Origin of the sequence: Polynucleobacter paneuropaeus (genome assembly GCF_003261235.1) — a bacterium.
Classification (GTDB): Bacteria; Pseudomonadota; Gammaproteobacteria; order Burkholderiales; family Burkholderiaceae; genus Polynucleobacter; species Polynucleobacter paneuropaeus.
The window spans coordinates 378,873-395,062 of record NZ_CP030085.1; the positions used below are offsets into that span (position 1 = coordinate 378,873).

General features: G+C 45.0%; 21 protein-coding genes. 17 read left to right on the plus strand and 4 right to left on the minus strand.

The genetic code is table 11. The features are described 5' to 3' along the window. Positions 1-57 precede the first annotated feature (57 nt). Positions 58-1,410 carry a cytochrome ubiquinol oxidase subunit I gene (locus Pas1_RS02045; RefSeq protein ID WP_112294371.1) on the plus strand — a complete coding sequence of 451 codons (1,353 nt, stop codon included), beginning with the start codon at positions 58-60 and terminating at the stop codon, positions 1,408-1,410. An 8-nt stretch (positions 1,411-1,418) separates the two neighbouring features. Continuing rightward, positions 1,419-2,432, plus strand: a complete 1,014-nt coding sequence (cydB, locus tag Pas1_RS02050) for a cytochrome d ubiquinol oxidase subunit II (RefSeq protein WP_112294372.1) — start codon at positions 1,419-1,421, stop codon at positions 2,430-2,432. A gap of 129 nt (positions 2,433-2,561) precedes the next feature. Here cydB and Pas1_RS09605 read toward each other — a convergent pair whose 3' ends face one another. Both Pas1_RS09605 and Pas1_RS02055 read right to left on the minus strand, forming a co-directional pair. Next, on the minus strand, positions 2,562-2,723 hold the full coding sequence (locus tag Pas1_RS09605; RefSeq protein ID WP_158525192.1) for a hypothetical protein: 162 nt from the start codon (positions 2,721-2,723) through the stop codon (positions 2,562-2,564). 115 nt (positions 2,724-2,838) lie between these two features. Beyond that, positions 2,839-3,459 (minus strand): cysteine dioxygenase family protein, encoded by a 621-nt coding sequence (locus tag Pas1_RS02055; protein WP_225971637.1) that lies wholly within the window; start codon positions 3,457-3,459, stop codon positions 2,839-2,841. Positions 3,460-3,646: 187 nt separating this feature from the next. On the opposite strand from Pas1_RS02055, the gene Pas1_RS02060 reads away from it, so the two are divergent. The 4 genes from Pas1_RS02060 (at position 3,647) to Pas1_RS02075 (ending at position 6,791) form a co-directional block, all read left to right on the plus strand. Then, positions 3,647-4,915: an MFS transporter gene (locus Pas1_RS02060; RefSeq protein ID WP_112204881.1), complete on the plus strand. Its 1,269-nt coding sequence runs from the start codon at positions 3,647-3,649 to the stop codon at positions 4,913-4,915. Positions 4,916-4,944: 29 nt separating this feature from the next. Next, positions 4,945-5,628, plus strand: a complete 684-nt coding sequence (locus Pas1_RS02065) for a haloacid dehalogenase type II (protein ID WP_112294373.1) — start codon at positions 4,945-4,947, stop codon at positions 5,626-5,628. 66 nt (positions 5,629-5,694) lie between these two features. Further along, positions 5,695-6,252: a chalcone isomerase family protein gene (locus Pas1_RS02070; RefSeq protein WP_112294374.1), complete on the plus strand. Its 558-nt coding sequence runs from the start codon at positions 5,695-5,697 to the stop codon at positions 6,250-6,252. Continuing rightward, on the plus strand, positions 6,249-6,791 hold the full coding sequence (locus Pas1_RS02075) for a DUF3833 domain-containing protein (protein ID WP_112204875.1): 543 nt from the start codon (positions 6,249-6,251) through the stop codon (positions 6,789-6,791). Before Pas1_RS02070 ends, Pas1_RS02075 begins: the two co-directional genes overlap by 4 nt. A 4-nt stretch (positions 6,792-6,795) precedes the next feature. Here the strand turns inward: Pas1_RS02075 and Pas1_RS02080 are convergent, their stop codons facing one another. Next, positions 6,796-8,406, minus strand: coding sequence for an FMN-binding glutamate synthase family protein (locus Pas1_RS02080; RefSeq protein ID WP_112294375.1), 1,611 nt, complete (start codon positions 8,404-8,406; stop codon positions 6,796-6,798). An 82-nt stretch (positions 8,407-8,488) separates the two neighbouring features. Continuing rightward, entirely contained in the window at positions 8,489-8,908 is a 420-nt protein-coding gene (locus Pas1_RS02085) for a hypothetical protein (RefSeq protein WP_112204871.1), read from the minus strand. 184 nt (positions 8,909-9,092) lie between these two features. Between Pas1_RS02085 and Pas1_RS02090 the strand changes: the two genes are divergently transcribed. From Pas1_RS02090 to ccmD, 11 genes are all read left to right on the plus strand, one after another. Then, positions 9,093-9,794: a pirin family protein gene (locus tag Pas1_RS02090; RefSeq protein WP_112294376.1), complete on the plus strand. Its 702-nt coding sequence runs from the start codon at positions 9,093-9,095 to the stop codon at positions 9,792-9,794. Between the two features lie 55 nt (positions 9,795-9,849). Beyond that, the gene (locus Pas1_RS02095) at positions 9,850-10,830 is read left to right on the plus strand and encodes a quinone oxidoreductase family protein (protein ID WP_225971638.1); all 981 of its coding nucleotides are present in this window, start codon (positions 9,850-9,852) and stop codon (positions 10,828-10,830) included. A gap of 73 nt (positions 10,831-10,903) precedes the next feature. After that, positions 10,904-11,386: a methyltransferase family protein gene (locus tag Pas1_RS02100; protein ID WP_112209574.1), complete on the plus strand. Its 483-nt coding sequence runs from the start codon at positions 10,904-10,906 to the stop codon at positions 11,384-11,386. 24 nt (positions 11,387-11,410) lie between these two features. Continuing rightward, the gene (locus Pas1_RS02105) at positions 11,411-12,052 is read left to right on the plus strand and encodes a lipid-binding SYLF domain-containing protein (protein ID WP_112237400.1); all 642 of its coding nucleotides are present in this window, start codon (positions 11,411-11,413) and stop codon (positions 12,050-12,052) included. Positions 12,053-12,058: 6 nt separating this feature from the next. Further along, a complete protein-coding gene (locus tag Pas1_RS02110; RefSeq protein ID WP_112204863.1) occupies positions 12,059-12,616 on the plus strand; it encodes a cytochrome b in 558 nt (185 codons plus the stop codon). Beyond that, positions 12,613-13,188 carry a YceI family protein gene (locus Pas1_RS02115; RefSeq protein WP_112294378.1) on the plus strand — a complete coding sequence of 192 codons (576 nt, stop codon included), beginning with the start codon at positions 12,613-12,615 and terminating at the stop codon, positions 13,186-13,188. The genes Pas1_RS02110 and Pas1_RS02115 overlap by 4 nt, the downstream gene beginning before the upstream one ends. A gap of 27 nt (positions 13,189-13,215) precedes the next feature. Then, complete coding sequence (locus tag Pas1_RS02120; protein ID WP_112209572.1) at positions 13,216-13,791, plus strand: YceI family protein; 576 nt, start codon at positions 13,216-13,218, stop codon at positions 13,789-13,791. A gap of 133 nt (positions 13,792-13,924) precedes the next feature. Next, positions 13,925-14,569: a cytochrome c biogenesis heme-transporting ATPase CcmA gene (gene ccmA / locus Pas1_RS02125; RefSeq protein ID WP_112204855.1), complete on the plus strand. Its 645-nt coding sequence runs from the start codon at positions 13,925-13,927 to the stop codon at positions 14,567-14,569. Beyond that, complete coding sequence (gene ccmB, locus Pas1_RS02130; RefSeq protein WP_112237403.1) at positions 14,566-15,231, plus strand: heme exporter protein CcmB; 666 nt, start codon at positions 14,566-14,568, stop codon at positions 15,229-15,231. The genes ccmA and ccmB overlap by 4 nt, the downstream gene beginning before the upstream one ends. A 5-nt stretch (positions 15,232-15,236) precedes the next feature. Beyond that, positions 15,237-15,998: a heme ABC transporter permease CcmC gene (gene ccmC / locus Pas1_RS02135; protein ID WP_112204851.1), complete on the plus strand. Its 762-nt coding sequence runs from the start codon at positions 15,237-15,239 to the stop codon at positions 15,996-15,998. Beyond that, complete coding sequence (gene ccmD / locus Pas1_RS02140) at positions 15,998-16,186, plus strand: heme exporter protein CcmD (protein WP_112204849.1); 189 nt, start codon at positions 15,998-16,000, stop codon at positions 16,184-16,186. Before ccmC ends, ccmD begins: the two co-directional genes overlap by 1 nt. Positions 16,187-16,190 lie beyond the last annotated feature (4 nt).

Genomic DNA, 16,190 nt, shown 5'->3' on the forward strand with positions numbered 1-16,190 from the left:
TTTTCCCTAGTCCGAGGAGCATAATGAGAGGACAGAATATCAATAAGGGGTAATTCGATGCTTGATACACTTATTTTGAGCAGAATTCAGTTTGCTGCCAATATTACTTTCCATATCCTCTTCCCAACTATCTCTATCGCGCTAGCTTGGGCTCTGCTGTATTTCAAGATTAAGTTTAATAAGACTGGTGATTCTGAATGGAGTGAGGCTTACCAGTTCTGGGTCAAAATCTTTGCCTTGACCTTTGCGCTAGGTGTTGTGAGCGGCATTACGATGAGCTTTCAGTTCGGCACCAATTGGCCAGGTTATATGCAAACGGTTGGCAATATTGCTGGCCCTTTGCTGGGTTATGAGGTGTTGTCGGCCTTCTTCCTTGAGGCAACCTTTTTGGGGATCATGCTCTTTGGAGCAAAACGGGTTTCACAACGAGCCCATACTGTTGCTACCTTCCTCGTTGCTTTTGGAACTTCGCTGTCGGCTTTCTGGATCATCGTTTTAGATTCTTGGATGCAGACTCCACAAGGTTTTGAAATGATTAATGGTCAAGCGCATGCGACCAATTGGATGGAAATTGTTTTTAATCCCTCCATGCCATATCGACTCTTTCATATGATGACGGCTTCATTTCTAACGGTTACCTTTTTGATTGCAGGTATCTCAGCTTATCGTTACCTCCGCGGTATTAATCCTGTCGGTAGCAGAGCATTGATTAAGTTGGCTATGACCGTAGCAGTAGTTTTAGCACCCCTACAAATCGTATTAGGCGATGTACATGGTTTGAATACCCTGGAATATCAACCTGCTAAGGTAGCAGCGATGGAAGGTATTTGGCAGACCGCTAGAGGTGCCGATGCAGTTTTATTCGCCATTCCTGATGAAGCTACTAAGTCCAACCAGTATGAAGTGGCTGTTCCAAAGCTAGCGTCTTTGTATCTCACCCATTCTTGGGATGGCGAAGTCCAGGGCTTGGACGCCTTTCCAGGTGCGCATCCCCCCGTTAAGCCTGTCTTCTTTGCTTTTCGGATTATGGTCGGGATTGGATTGTTAATGCTATTGACTGCATTTGTTGGTTTCTACCTTGTGAGAAAAAAACAAGAGTTACCCAGATGGCTTTTGCAGACTTTGACTGTGATGAGTTTTTCTGGCTGGGTCGGCGTAGTGGCGGGCTGGTATGTGACCGAAGTGGGTAGACAGCCTTTCCTAGTAACCGGAGTTTTGAAAACGGCTGATGCGGTTACTAAGCTACCAACCAATATGATTTTGGGAACCTTGGTGATGTATCTCGCCTTATATCTTGGTTTGATTGTTTCTTATATCTGGGTGGTGTTTTATTTGGCTCGTCAGTCTGGCCCTGTAAAGACTGCTGATGATGCTAGACCAAATTTAGTTAACCGTCCCATTGGAGCATAAGAAAAAATATGATTCCCAATCTACTTGAACCCTCCGGCTGGTTACCTCTATTCTTTTTAGTGGCAATGGGTATTGCCATGGTTGCCTATGTTGTCCTCGATGGTTATGACTTAGGCGTCGGTATTTTGCTTAACCAAGCGACTGATCAGGAAAAAGACATCATGATTTCTTCGATTGGTCCATTTTGGGATGCCAATGAAACCTGGCTGGTACTTGGTGTTGGTGTCCTCTTGATCGCCTTTCCCATGGCGCATGGCATTATTTTGACCGAGCTCTATTTACCCGTTGGCATCATGCTTGCTGGTTTGATCTTGCGAGGTGTTTCTTTTGACTTTCGTGCTAAGGCGCATCTGAGTCAAAAATCGGTATGGAATTTCTTATTCTTCTTTGGTAGCTTCCTAGCCGCCGCATCCCAAGGCGTTATGGTTGGCAGAGAGGTAATTGGTTTTGACTCTGGAGGCTTGGGCTGGGTATTCGCATTCATTGTGGCCTTGTGCTTACCCGCTGGCTACGCATTATTGGGCGCGGGCTGGTTGATTATGAAGACCTCGGGTGAGCTGCAGCGTAAGGCGGTGGCTTGGGCCAGAAAATGTCTATGGTTGACCGCGTTTGGCGTAGGCATTATCTCTGTAGCTACTCCATTTTTTAGTGCTGAGATTGCTGCAAAGTGGTTTACTTTCCCAAACCTCTTTTTCTTGTTGCCATTCCCAGTTTTATCACTGGCGTGTTTTATCTTAATTGATCTGAACTTGGTAAAAATGCAAAGAGATCAACCTGCACCTATATGGCTTCCATTTGCGCTGAGTGTCGCTATTTTTGTCCTCGCTTTTCTAGGAATTGCTTACAGTATGTTTCCTTATATCGTTGTTGGAAAAATGACGATCTGGGAAGCTGCTTCTGCAACGGATTCCTTGTGGATGATTTTTTGGGGCGCAATTGTCGTTCTGCCAACGATCATTGGCTACACCATTTACTCCTATAGAATCTTTTGGGGTAAAACGGAACCACTTAGTTATTACTAAATCAGTATTACTCACTTATTAAGTTCGTAGGATCTTAAACAAAAATACCAACCTAGAGGTTGGTATTTTTTTATCTCTCAAGAATCTACTATGAGAATCTAGATCACTTTGTTAAGAGTGATTTAATGCTTAGAAACCTCTTACAGTGCTGTAGTGAAATAAATAATCACGTGTGAGCTCTTCAACGTCGTGCTCAGAGGCGGGGTTGTGGCTGTTAATAAATTGCTCAAGATTGGCGGTCTTGCTTTGTTGGGCAAAAACCTCATTCCAGAGACTCAATAATTGTGTCATTTAAGGCTCCTTATTTAGCGTATTAGGGTTAATACCTAGATATTATGAGCCTTTTTCATGAATATTGCATGACAGCAATAAGTATCAATTTTGTCTAAATTCTTGTTTTTACAGCTTATTTCTGAATTTGGGCTCTGACTTCGGCAGATCGATCCCATAAATTGGGGGTTTGGGTGGAAGAATAGCCCGAGACAAAGTGTTTGATTTCACCGGTTTCTGGCTCGTAGACATGCCGCTGGATGGCACCAATATTTCCACCATACACATGGATGCTGATGGAGGTTTGGTCATCATAGGCGTTGCTCACAATATGAATGTCACCAATATTGGGGCTCACTGCTTCGATGTCGCCTGGTTTAAGCCTAGTTTCTGGACCATCTGTTACGAGCTTGCCAGTGTTATCGATTTGGAAACGCTGTCCTTTTTCCGCGCCCCGGAGCATGCCAATTAAGCCCCATGTGCAGTGATCATGAATCGGTGTTTTTTGTCCCGGACCCCAAACAAAGCTCACCACTGAAAATCGTTCGAGTGGATCGGCATGCAGTAAGTATTGTTGATAAAACTCAGGGTGGGGTACGGTGCAAAACTCAGGCAACCATGAGTCATTTTGAATTAAGTTCGACAGTAGCTGCTTACTTTCTGCAAGCAAAAGAGTTTCATCTTGGGTTTTCTCAACCAAGTGAGTCATGCTTGTAATGAAATTGCGCAAAGGGACTATGGATGCGGTTTGGGTCATTGTGATGGACATTTCAGTCAACATGGATTCTTGTAATGTACCTTAAAAGAATCATTCTGCAGTCTGCTAGGTATGTCGATTAAGGGTTTTGGAGGGGGTTAATAAAAAGTCATCTTTTTTGCCAATGCTATGATTTTGGGCAAGACTAGTCAATGAGGCTAGCAATGATTACAAATGGGAGATAAGTATGGCTCAAGGCAATTCAGCAACTCGCGTTTTAACTGCTAGTTTAATTGGCACTACGATCGAGTTCTTTGACTTTTATATTTATGCCACGGCAGCCGTTTTGGTTTTTCCAAAACTCTTCTTTCCATCAAGCGATGCGAACACAGCGGTTCTTCAGTCCCTAGCCACCTTCGCGCTGGCTTTCTTTGCCCGCCCTGTTGGCGCCGCTTTATTTGGGCACTTTGGCGATCGTATTGGACGTAAGGCGACGCTGGTAGCAGCGTTGATGACGATGGGCCCATCTACCGTAGCCATTGGTTTTTTGCCTACCTATGCCCAGATTGGTATTTTGGCTCCGATCTTATTGGCCTTGTTTCGCTTTGGTCAGGGCTTGGGCTTGGGGGGTGAGTGGGGCGGTGCAGTTTTACTCGCTACTGAAAATGCCCCTCCCGGTAAGCGCGCCTGGTATGGCATGTTTCCACAAATGGGCGCACCAATTGGTTTCTTATTATCGAGTGGAACTTTCCTCATTTTGAGTAAAAATTTAACGGATGAACAGTTCTTTGACTTCGGTTGGCGCATTCCCTTCATAGCAAGTGCAGTCTTAGTATTTGTGGGTTTGTATGTGCGTTTGAAGATTGAGGAGACACCTGCATTCTTAGAAGCTATTCAAAAGAATCAGCGCGTCCAAATGCCGATGATGGAAGTTCTCACAAAGCACACCTCCACCTTGGTGCTGGCAACCTTACTTTCTATCACGACCTTTGCCGTCTTTTATTTGATGACCGTGTTTACCTTGAGTTGGGGGACTTCAGTTTTGCACTACCCTCGCTCGAGTTTTTTGATTGCCCAAATGATTGGGGTCTTGTTCTTCGCCATTGGCGTACCTATTTCGGGGATGCTTTCTGATAAGTTTGGCTGCGGCAAGGTACTCATTGTTACGATGCTGTCGGCTGTTGTGTTTGGCCTTTTGTTTGCACCCCTCTTTACTTCAGGTAGCTGGCTGACCACAGTCGTATTCTTGGCAATTGGCTTGTTATTGATGGGCTTTACTTATGGCCCACTTGGTACTGCATTAGGCCAGCTGTTCCCAACGGCTGTGCGCTATACCGGTTCATCGCTAGCGTTCACACTGGCTGGCATTCTGGGAGCCTCACTAGCTCCTTACATTGCAACTTGGCTAGCAACTAACTATGGTTTAGAGTTTGTGGGTTATTACTTGTCTGCCGCAGCAACAATTTCTCTTCTAGCATTATTAGCAGTCCATAATCGATTGCTCAAACATGCTTAAGCAAAATAAAAACGGAAATAATTAATTTTATGTACAAACTCATTGCTTTTGATGCCTATGGCACCTTGTTCGATGTTTACTCGATGGGGGCATTGGCAGAAGAATTGTTTCCAGGTAATGGTGCAGTACTTGCCTTGATGTGGCGGGATCGCCAGATCGAGTACACCCGTTTAGTGACGATGAGTGATCCCAGTCCTCAGGGAAGTAAATACTACCTACCTTTTTGGGACTTGACGATTCGATCATTACGTTATGTCTGCAAACGGATGAATCTTGAGTTGTCATCCGCCAATGAAAAGCGCCTAATGGATCAGTACGCTAAGCTCACCGGTTTTGCTGATAGTCTGAATGTGCTCAAGACGATCAAAGAAAAAGGGATCTCTACAGCGATCCTATCTAACGGTAGTCGTGAGATGCTGGCGACAGTTGTTCAGAGTAATGGCTTAGAGTCCTACCTAGACAAAGTGGTGACAATTGAAGATGTCCGTTTATTCAAGACCGCTCCGCAAGCGTATGAGCTGTTATTAAAAGCATTTCCAGTTCAAAAACAAGAGGTTCTTTTTGTATCGAGCAACGCTTGGGATGCACTTGCTGCTAAATGGTTTGGCTTTGATGTCTTTTGGGTCAATCGCATTGGGCACCCATTTGAAGAGATTGGTGAAAAGCCCACGTATGAAGGCAAGTCCCTGAGCGAGGTCTTAGAAGCGTTATAGGTAGCTGGTAATACGTATTACATGCTTTTGCAATAAGATGGCTGTATTTACAGCTTGTGCCATCTGATGAAATTAACCCTCAAAATCCTTGTTGCTTCAGTGTTGTTGATCACGGCATATAGCCAATGTGATGCAGCTGAAACGAACTATATGGATCCGATACTCAATCAAGCTAAGGTGCAAAGCTCCGGACGCCTGACATTCTGGGGCTTACCAATTTACGATGCCACTCTTTATCGAAGCACTGCACCTAATGCTAGCGAGTTTGCTTTAGAGATTCGTTATCAACGTTCGATTTCTGGTGATGCTTTGGCAAGCCGAACCGCAGACGAAATGATCAAGACGGGAGTTTCTGAAAAGCAAGCGGACTTATGGGGTAAAGAGTTAGCAAAAATTTTCCCAAATGTAGAACCTGGCACGATGTTGACTGCAGTCTATATACCAAAACAAGGAACTACTTTCTTGTTGAATCAAAAGCCCTTAGCTCAAGTTCCAGGAGAGGATTTCTCGAAAGCCTTTTTTGGAGTTTGGTTCTCTGATAAAACCAGCTCCCCCAAATTGCGCAAAGCATTATTGGGCCAGAACTGCCTAACACCATTATTTAACGAACCCTGCACACCATGAAAATGATTTATCGACTCTTAGCGATTTTCCTCATTGGTTTATTGGCTGCCTGTGCCAGCCCTAAGGTGAGTGATTATGCAAATCAGAAGCCTGTCCTCGATTTATCAGATTACTTTAATGGCACTTTAGATGCTTATGGAATATTTACCGATCGTAGCGGAGCGGTTGTGAAGCGTTTTACCGTATTAATGAAGTGCCGCTGGGAAGTGATAGATGGTAAGAAAGTTGGCACTCTGGATGAAAGCTTTGAATATTCAGATGGCACAAAGCAAAAGCGGATCTGGAAGTTAACTGAAGTGTCGCCAGGAAAATATATTGGTAAGGCCGATGATGTTGTCGGTGAAGCCATCGGTGAATCTGCAGGCAATGCCCTAAATTGGACATACACCTTAGCACTACCAGTCGACAAAGATATCTATAACGTGCAGTTTAATGACTGGATGTACTTAGTGACTCCCAAGGTCATGATCAACAAAGCGCAAATGAGTAAATTTGGTATTTACTTGGGTGAAGTGACGCTAAGCTTTTACAAACCTTAAGTCACTACCAGTTCTTGGGGTTCGCTGTACTCCATGCGGCTTTTAAGTAGGCATATTCGCCTGTAAAAGCAAGGCTTGGCTCAGTCTGTAATAAAGCACCCGCCTCAATATGAAGCAAGTGTTTTGAGAAAGGCTGAGTAACTCCATTTTCATCACGCCGCATGATGTGATTCGGTTTTAACTCCGAAGGGTGACGAATTGAGGCTGCAGCCAGGATTTCTTTCAAGGCATGCATCGTGTTTTTATGGAATTGATAAACACGGGTTCCTTTATCAACAGGATCTAAAGCCTTTTGTCTCAGAGTGTTTTGAGTGGCTACGCCAGTAGGGCACATATCCGTATTGCATGTGCGAGATTGAATGCAGCCAATCGCGAACATAAATCCGCGTGCCGAGTTACACCAGTCCGCACCGATGGCGCAGGCGCGCACAATATCAAATGCTGAAATGATTTTTCCTGCAGCGCCTAGCTTGATGCGAGAGCGTAAATTAGCACCGATGAGGGTTTCATGAATGAGGCGCAAGCTATCGCGCATCGGCATACCGATATGATCGATAAATTCGACTGGTGCTGCACCCGTGCCACCTTCACTGCCGTCCACAACGATAAAGTCTGGTGTTAATTGGGTGTCGATCATTGCTTTGAGAATCGCAAACCAATCTTCAGGCTTACCAATACAGAGTTTGAAACCAACTGGCTTGCCACCAGATTTTTCTCGTAATAGGGAGAAAAACTCTAACATCTCAATGGGCGTATTGAAAGCTGTGTGCCTACTCGGTGAAACGCAATCAACCCCCATTGGCACATCACGAGTAAGCGCAATCTCTGGCGTTACCTTGGCTGCTGGCAAAATACCGCCGTGCCCAGGTTTAGCGCCTTGAGATAGCTTAATCTCAATCATTTTGATTTGTGGATCAATCGCAACCTGAGTGAACTTTTCAATATCGAAGCGACCATCTGGCTTACGACAGCCAAAGTAGCCCGAGCCAATTTCCCAGATGAGATCACCGTCGTAGACCTTGTGATACGAGGAGACCGAGCCCTCACCAGTATCTTGAGCGAAGCCGCCGAGCTTAGCACCCTTGTTTAAAGCCAGAACTGCATTGGCTGAGAGGGAGCCAAAACTCATCGCTGAGATATTAAATAGCGAGATCGAGTAAGGTTTTGAACAACTGCCTTGTCCTACTTCTACTCGGATGTCATCAGGAAGTTCATCTGTAATGGGCGCATTAGAGTAGTTCAGCCATTCATAGCCGGGCTTGTAGACATCGTCAATCGTGCCGAATGGTCGTTGATCAGATAAATTTTTAGAGCGTTGATACACCAAAGCACGTTGATTTCGAGAGAAAGGAAGTTTTTCATTATCGGATTCCAGAAAATATTGCCGAATTTCTGGACGAATGAATTCAAGCCAGAAACGCAGGTGCCCAATGACAGGATAGTTACGAAGAATGGCATGCTTTTTTTGAATCTGATCGAGGGCACCGATCGTGCTGAGAATGAAAAAGAGAATGAAGCCATCCCAAATGATGGGAGTCTGGCGGCCACTAAAAAGTAAATAGGCAAATCCTAAACACAGAAAAACCGAGGCGTTCCAAACAAAGTAGCGAGTCATATTGGTATCGAAATAGGCTTATGGGGGTACGTCGAAAAGACAATAGCACGACTACTGGTTTTAGAAAACCAATTACTGCTGCTTATTTATAGGAAGCCAATTCTTCTTTTAACTCTTTGACTTCAAGTTGGCCAAAGATAAAGGATTCTACTTTTTCAAGAGTCCAGTCTAAGTCTTCAAAAACAGCTTGGTGGGGGCCCGAGTATTTTTGAGAGATCCCATAAAAAATATCAGTTAATTCTTCTTGTAGATCATCAGGAACGGTTTCTGAGAAATAGATGACCTTCTCCCCGTTGTAGGTATCGCTGATCTGTGCGCCCTTGATGTCCTCCAGGCATATTCCCAGAGCTGGGTTATAGGTTTTAAGGAAAGCAGGCTTATGGGGGGTCAAAACTGAGCCTAGCTTCCAGACCAGACCACACTTGATTTCCATATTGGCTTTGCGAAAGATCTCGCGCTCAACAATGGAGCCAATTTCAAGAGGAATAATTTGGTAGAGCATCGCATCACTCCCGGTCGATTGAGGTATCGAATAAGGCTCGAGTTTCCCATTGAATTATGACAATCAGATGATGCCGCCACGTTCCAAGTGCCTCCCAAACCAAGCAGGGGGCGGGCAGAGCCCGATTTTGCGCCTTGGTGTAGGATAGTCTTTTGCAGACACAGTATGTTTTAAGGTTATCCAAATGATCAATATTCGTAAATCAGCTGAGCGGGGTTTTGCGGACCACGGCTGGTTAAAAAGCTTCCATTCTTTCTCCTTTGCCAACTATTACGATCCTCAATTTATGGGCTGGGGTAATTTAAGGGTGATTAATGAGGACTGGATCGAGGCTGGTCGAGGTTTTGGCGATCATGGTCATCGCGATATGGAAATCATCAGTTACGTTGTTGAGGGAGAACTGGCCCATAAAGACAGCATGGGCAATATCAAAGCTATCCCGCCTGGCGATGTCCAAAGAATGAGTGCCGGCACTGGCGTAGTTCATAGCGAGTTCAACCATGCTGAAGGTAAGCAAACCCATCTCCTACAAATTTGGATTGAGCCGAGCATGAAAGGCATTGCTCCAGGCTATGAGCAAAAAACCGTTCCAGAGGCAGAAAAGCGTGGCAAATTACGTTTAATAGCTTCAGCTGATGGTGAGCAAGATTCGGTTGTGATGCATGCCGATGCCAAGTTATATGCCGGCTTATTTGATGGAGCCGAGTCAGCAACTTTGGCTATAGACCCTGCCCGTAAGGCCTATATTCATCTCGTAAAGGGCGAGCTGACTGTTAATGGCAAAGTGCTTCAGGGTGGTGATGCAGCTTATCTCGATCAGGAGCCTAAAATTGAACTAGGCAATGGACATCATGCCGAGGTCTTGGTATTTGATTTGGCACAGTAAGACGATAGTCTTGCACTATGATGTTTTTCTTAACAAAATAATAATGAGGTGATTTGTGGCAACAGCTCGAATGGTTAGTCTTGCAAAGCATGGTGGTGCAGAAGTAATTGAATTGATTGATAAGGGACTTCTAGCTCCAGCAGCAGGTGAAGTACAAATTCGTCAGACCGCTGTCGGCTTTAACTTTATTGATATTTATCAGCGCTCGGGCATGTACCCCTTAGAGCTGCCAACCGGTTTAGGCCATGAGGCAGCTGGCGTAGTTGAAGTTGTTGGTCAGGGCGTCAATGGTTTTAAGGTCGGTGACCGCGTGATGTACATCAACGCTGGTATTGGTGCTTATACAAGCCGACGCAATGTCTCTGCTGAAAAATTGGTACATATTCCTGAAGGTGTTTCAGATGAAGTTGCTGCCGCGGTGTTTTTCAAGGCAATGACTGCGCAGTATTTAGTAAAGAAGACTTATAAAGTCAAAGCGGGCGATGTGGTGTTAGTGCATGCTGCTGCTGGTGGAGTAGGGCAGATCTTGGCGGGTTGGGCTAAGGCCTTAGGCGCATTTGTAGTGGGAACCGTTGGTTCTGAAGCGAAGTTTGCTGCAGCCAAGGCTGCAGGCTGCGATGCAGTCGTTGATTACTCCAAGCCCAATTGGGTAGAAGAGGTGTTGAAGGCGACTGGTGGTCGCAAAGCTAACGTTGTTTATGACTCCGTTGCAAAGACCACTTTCTTGGGATCATTAGATTGCGCCGCACCTTTTGGAACGGTTGCACTCTTTGGTGCCGCGTCTGGTCCCGCTCCCGATATCAATCCGGAGATTCTGAATAAGAAGGGTTGCTTGTTTTTAACCAGACCATCTGTCTTTCCTCATAACGCAACAGCTGCCCTGTTACAGGAAAATGCAAAAGATGTGTTTGATGCGATCAAGAGTGGTGCAGTGAAGGTGCAGATTGGCGCTAAGTTTCCGCTTGAGCAAGCTGCTGATGCTCATCGGGCAGCAGAGGCTAGAAAAGTATCTGGCGCCATCATCATGATTCCTTAAGCACAAAGATGTTGCAAATTAAAAAGCCTCGCAATCATGTGGGGCTTTTTTGTTTATGGATTGAGGGGGTTTTATGAAAAGTAAAAAATTACTTCAAAATGGCGCAGCTTACGTTTTGGTTCAAGCCATTCTTTTGGGAATACTTTTTCTAGGGCCTACTGATTGGTGGGGCACGCTAACATTTTCTCAATCAGTAAGCGAGACATTGCATTTAATCGCAGTAGCACTCTTTCCGCTTGGCCTTCTCATCGCGATTGTGGCGGCGATTCAGCTCAAGCGAAACCTTACGCCTTTGCCGATGCCAGTAGAGCGAGGTGAACTCATCCAAACAGGCTTGTATGCTTATGTGCGACATCCAATCTATTTTGGTGTGATTTTGGCAGCACTAGCTTGGTTTTTGCATACTCAGGCAGTCCTTACGCTGGTTGAACTAGTAGCCTTAATTATTTTCTTTGAGATCAAGTCTAAAAAAGAGGAATACTGGATGGGGCAGGTATACCCTGAGTACGCTGGGTATCAAAAACGCACTGCTAAACTGATTCCTGGGGTCTATTAATATATACATGCAACTACTAAGGTCATGAAAAAACTTACTACCTTCTTATTGGTTTTATTGATGTTTCTGGCAGGATGCCAATCCACTAGTAAGGATGGAGAACCGCTGACTCCAGCACAAATTACTCAAATGCGCGAAGCCAGATTAAAGATGGCCCAAACCGGTTTAGATTCCTTAATCAAGCAAGACCCCAAAGTCAAAGCTATGGTTTCGAAATCAGCTGGATACGCTGTGTTTAGCACAACTAATATCAATGTAGTGCTGATCGTAGTGGCAAGAGGGCAAGGAGTGCTCTTTGATAAACGCCGCAAAGAACCCGTCTTTATGAATGCTCTCAAAACAGGAGAGGGCGTCGGAGCTGGCTATCAAGATCAATATCAAATCGCATTCTTTAAAACTCCTGGATCGATTGATGAGTTTCTTCTAACATCTATAGACGGTCAAAAAGGCGGCATTGATATCGCTGCAAATTTTTCTGCGGGTTCAGGTGGCACGATTCGCTCCTTTAACCCAGACATCACGTTTTATACCGTGGGTTTATCGGGTTACGATCTGCAAGCAAATTACGGTGGTACGCTTTATTTAGTAGACCAGCAATTAAATGATGCAAGTACTCTCGCTTCATTGCCTAAGAAGTCTCAGCAAAGTAGCAAATCAAAGGAGTAGATATTGATGGAACAAACTCGCTATACAACCCCCGCTATCCTGATTCATTGGGTCATGGCCGCTTTAATTATTGTGGCCTGGACCATTGGAACGCTCGCTGTAGATATGCCTTTAGGCCCCGACCGTATCGTGAGCTTTAGTTGGCATAAGTGGATTGGGATCACAGTCTTATTCTTGGTCTTATTACGGATCGTTTGGCGCTTGACCCATCGAGTACCTGAACTCAATATTGCGATGCCAAAGTGGCAAGAGCGAACCATGGCCTTCACGCATTGGGCTTTGTATATTTTGATGTTCTCCATTCCTGTGGTGGGTTGGTTAATGAGCTCTGCTCATGGCTATACAGTGAACTACTTTGGGCTATTCGAGCTACCAGATTTGGTCTCAAAAGATAAAGTCTTAGGAGAGCAGCTAGAAGATTTACATGCTCTGTTGGCAGATGGATTGATGATCCTGGTGGGTCTGCATGTCTTGGCAGCTTTGAAACATCAATTTATTGATAAGGATGGCCTGCTCTCTCGGATGTCATTCCATAAGTCATCCAATAAAAAGGGTGCTATATGAGTAGGTCTTCTAAAGCTTTAGCGGTACTTAGCGCCTCCTTAATTTTGGGTGGAATTATCCCCGCTGTTAATGCAGCAGAGTTCAGCGCCATCGATGCAGCTAAAAGCAAAATTACCTTTACAACCAAATTGATGGGCTCCAATCTCAATGGTGGCTTTAGTAAATTTTCTGGCAAGGTGGATTTCAATCCAGATCAGCCTGAGAAGGCTAAAGCCAATTTAGTCATTGAGATCGCTAGCTTTAATGCGGGTGGTGACGATTTGCAAGAAGAGGCTAGAGGTAAAGATTGGTTCAATACCAAAAGTTTTCCAACAGCCAATTTTGTGAGTGATTCAGTTAAGAACTTAGGCAATAATCGACTCGAGATTGCTGGCAAGCTATCGATTAAGGGCAAGGCAATGCCATTAACTATGGCAGTAACCTACCAGGTGCAGGGCAAGCGGGTCATCTTTGATTCGTCATTTCAGTTACTTAGGCTGGATTACGGCTTAGGAGCAGGTAATTGGGCTGATACCTCTGCTGTTGCTAATGAAGTACCCGTAAAAGTCCATTTAGTATTAAATTCTAATTAGTAGTGTTTTTTAATCACGGAGAAATCAATGAAATCTAAATTACTCGTTGCCCTTTTGGCAACCCTCGGATTAACCGTTGCAGCTTTTGCTGCACCAGCAACTTACACCGCTGAGCCAAACCATACATTCGCTCAGTTCTCCTATAACCATTTAGGCTTTTCGATACAGACTAGCCGTTTCAATACAGTCACCGGTACAGTGACAATTGATCAGGCTGCTAAAAAAGGAAGTGCCGATATTACGATTGATACTAAGTCAGTTGATACTGGTTCCAATGTATTTAATGGACACATTCAGAGTGAAGATTTCCTATCAACTACACAGTTTCCAACAGCAACTTTCCAGGCTGATCAAATGGTCTTTAAGGGCGATAAACCTAGCGCATTGAAGGGTGTATTAACTTTGAAGGGTGTCAGCAAGCCGGTCACTTTAGCGATTACCCATTTTGAGTGCAAAAAGCACCCTATGTCTGGTAAAGATGTTTGCGGTGCAAACGCAGAAACTAAAGTGAAGCGTAGCGATTTCAATATGGCCAAGTATGTTCCTAACGTTGGCGATGAAGTCACCATAGCGATCGCAATTGAGGCAGTTAAGGCTGAATAACTCTAGCTTCCCGCAGTCGAGAAAAAACCACCTACGGGTGGTTTTTCATATCCTAGGCTTGCGTCTATAATTCTTTAAATACTTGAAATAAAAGACAATATTCTACAAATTTTTGTTTCAAGCTATTGCCTCCATGACTAACCATATTTCTCATCCCCCTTTTTCTGCCCAGAGCTTTCAAGCGAAGAATCTGACCTGCGTGCGGGGCGATCAAACATTATTTGCCAGCCTGAGTTTTGCTTTAACTTCAGGTGAGTGTTTGCATGTGAGGGGAGAGAACGGCGTTGGTAAAACTAGTCTCCTTCGATTATTGGCTGGACTTTCGCAACCAGAGCAGGGCGAAGTCATCTGGAATGCATCGAACATCAAGAGTGATCGCGAAGCCTTTCATCAAGCATTGTGTTTTTTAGGACATCGTGATGCCCTTAAGGAAGACCTGAGCGCTTTAGAAAATCTCATGATGTATGCGACGCTTGGAGCAAGCAATTCAAGTCGCGAATCGGCTTTGCAATGCCTATGGCAATTTGGCTTACGGGGTCGAGAAGATTTGCCTGTGCATTATTTATCGGCAGGTCAAAAAAAACGGGTAGTGATAGCGCGCATTGCAATGCGAGGAGTACCCCTGTGGATTTTGGATGAACCTTTTAATGCACTTGATTCTCAGGGAGTGCAAGGATTCATCGGGTTGGTAGAGCAACATCTTTCTCGAGGTGGAATCGCAGTATTAACAGGTCATCAAGAGCTCGGTATTACTGGATTGAGGGCTTTGCAACTATGAATGCCTTCTTCATGATTGTTCAGCGGGATTTATTGTTAGTGATGCGCCGTAAGAGTGAAGTGCTGACTGCCTTGTTTTTCTTTGTGATTGTGACTAGCTTATTTCCTTTGGGTATTGGAGCGGATACGGCCTTGCTGCGTAAGATTGCCCCTGGGGTGATTTGGGTGTCGGCTTTATTGGCTACCTTATTGGGTTTACAAAGACTCTTTGCAAGTGACTATCAAGATGGAACCTTAGAGCAATTGGCTTTGTCGCCACGCTCATTCGTCGTACTCGTTTTGGGAAAGATCACGGCTCACTGGCTGGTTTGCGGATTACCACTGTTGATATTGGCGCCTGTGATTGGTTTGCAGTTCGACCTCGATACTGCTTCCTTAAAAACCCTATTGCTGACGCTCCTATTAGGAACTCCAGTGCTTTCATTGATTGGGTCGATTGGTGCTGCGTTGACGCTAGGGTTGCGGGGCGGTGGAGCGCTGATGAGTCTACTCGTTTTGCCCCTCTATATCCCAGTACTGATCTTTGGGGCGGGAGCGGTATATGCCAAAAGTGTTGGGCTCGATGTCACGGGGCATTTTTCACTCTTAGGCGCTTTATTGGTTTTGGCTTTAGCATTTATGCCTTGGGTTAGCGCTGCTGCCCTTAGAATTGCGATTGAATAATTTCAATGAACGATCTGACTAACAAATCTTGGCTCAATTGGTTTAGGCTTGCCAGCCCCAGTGCTTTTTATCCTGTGGCTGGAAGACTCATACCCTTTTTCTGGATTTTGTCGATTGCATTCGGTTTAGCTGGTCTGTGGGTGAGTTTTTTTGTTGCGCCAGTAGATGCAGTGCAAGGTCAAGGCTATCGCATTATCTTTGTCCATGTTCCAGTGTCCTGGATGTCAATGTTTCTGTACATCGTGATGGCCGGGTGGGCTGGCATTGGCTTAGTCTTTAATACCCGACTTTCGGCCATGATGGCGCAAGCCATAGCACCGATTGGGGCTGTCATGGCTTTTCTCTCTTTATGGACAGGCGCATTCTGGGGCAAGCCAATGTGGGGAGCATGGTGGGTTTGGGATGCACGTCTGACTTCCGAACTTATCCTCTTCTTTTTATACCTCGGCTTCATTGCTTTACAGGCTTCGATTGATCAAGTGCGTCGTGCCGATAAGGCAGGCGCTATTCTGGCCTTGGTGGGTGTTGTCAATGTGCCAATTATTTACTTCTCGGTGAAGTGGTGGAATACCTTACACCAAGGCGCTTCAGTCTCGATGTCAAAAGCGCCTTCGATGGCTCAAACGATGCTTTGGGGAATGTTACTCATGGCTTTGTGTTTTTGGATGTATGCCATTGCCGTAACTCTCATGCGAGTGCGTGTCATTATCTTAGAAAGAGAGACTCATACTGATTGGGTTAAGCAATTAGAAGAGGTTAGAAGCTAATGTGGAATAGTGCCAGCGAGTTTCTAGCAATGGGCGGATATGCGCTCTATGTTTGGAGTAGCTTTGGACTCTGTGCAATTGCCTTTTGTATAGAGGTACTTATGGTTCGTTCACAACGTAAGGCCATCTTGCGCAGACTCAAACAAGAATTACTTGCCGACCAATTTCATCAAGAGGGTCAACAATGAGTCT

Coding starts and splice junctions, on each gene's coding strand:
- Pas1_RS02065 (WP_112294373.1), top strand. CDS start 4,945: ATGTACAAACTCATTGCTTTTGATGCCTATGGCACCTTGTTCGATGTT.
- Pas1_RS02045 (WP_112294371.1), top strand. CDS start 58: ATGCTTGATACACTTATTTTGAGCAGAATTCAGTTTGCTGCCAATATT.
- Pas1_RS02105 (WP_112237400.1), top strand. CDS start 11,411: ATGAAAAAACTTACTACCTTCTTATTGGTTTTATTGATGTTTCTGGCA.
- Pas1_RS02100 (WP_112209574.1), top strand. CDS start 10,904: ATGAAAAGTAAAAAATTACTTCAAAATGGCGCAGCTTACGTTTTGGTT.
- ccmB (WP_112237403.1), top strand. CDS start 14,566: ATGAATGCCTTCTTCATGATTGTTCAGCGGGATTTATTGTTAGTGATG.
- Pas1_RS02090 (WP_112294376.1), top strand. CDS start 9,093: ATGATCAATATTCGTAAATCAGCTGAGCGGGGTTTTGCGGACCACGGC.
- ccmD (WP_112204849.1), top strand. CDS start 15,998: ATGTGGAATAGTGCCAGCGAGTTTCTAGCAATGGGCGGATATGCGCTC.
- Pas1_RS02085 (WP_112204871.1), bottom strand. CDS start 8,908: ATGCTCTACCAAATTATTCCTCTTGAAATTGGCTCCATTGTTGAGCGC.
- Pas1_RS02075 (WP_112204875.1), top strand. CDS start 6,249: ATGAAAATGATTTATCGACTCTTAGCGATTTTCCTCATTGGTTTATTG.
- Pas1_RS09605 (WP_158525192.1), bottom strand. CDS start 2,723: ATGACACAATTATTGAGTCTCTGGAATGAGGTTTTTGCCCAACAAAGC.
- Pas1_RS02070 (WP_112294374.1), top strand. CDS start 5,695: ATGAAATTAACCCTCAAAATCCTTGTTGCTTCAGTGTTGTTGATCACG.
- Pas1_RS02055 (WP_225971637.1), bottom strand. CDS start 3,459: ATGACCCAAACCGCATCCATAGTCCCTTTGCGCAATTTCATTACAAGC.
- Pas1_RS02115 (WP_112294378.1), top strand. CDS start 12,613: ATGAGTAGGTCTTCTAAAGCTTTAGCGGTACTTAGCGCCTCCTTAATT.
- cydB (WP_112294372.1), top strand. CDS start 1,419: ATGATTCCCAATCTACTTGAACCCTCCGGCTGGTTACCTCTATTCTTT.
- Pas1_RS02080 (WP_112294375.1), bottom strand. CDS start 8,406: ATGACTCGCTACTTTGTTTGGAACGCCTCGGTTTTTCTGTGTTTAGGA.
- ccmA (WP_112204855.1), top strand. CDS start 13,925: ATGACTAACCATATTTCTCATCCCCCTTTTTCTGCCCAGAGCTTTCAA.
- Pas1_RS02060 (WP_112204881.1), top strand. CDS start 3,647: ATGGCTCAAGGCAATTCAGCAACTCGCGTTTTAACTGCTAGTTTAATT.
- ccmC (WP_112204851.1), top strand. CDS start 15,237: ATGAACGATCTGACTAACAAATCTTGGCTCAATTGGTTTAGGCTTGCC.
- Pas1_RS02110 (WP_112204863.1), top strand. CDS start 12,059: ATGGAACAAACTCGCTATACAACCCCCGCTATCCTGATTCATTGGGTC.
- Pas1_RS02120 (WP_112209572.1), top strand. CDS start 13,216: ATGAAATCTAAATTACTCGTTGCCCTTTTGGCAACCCTCGGATTAACC.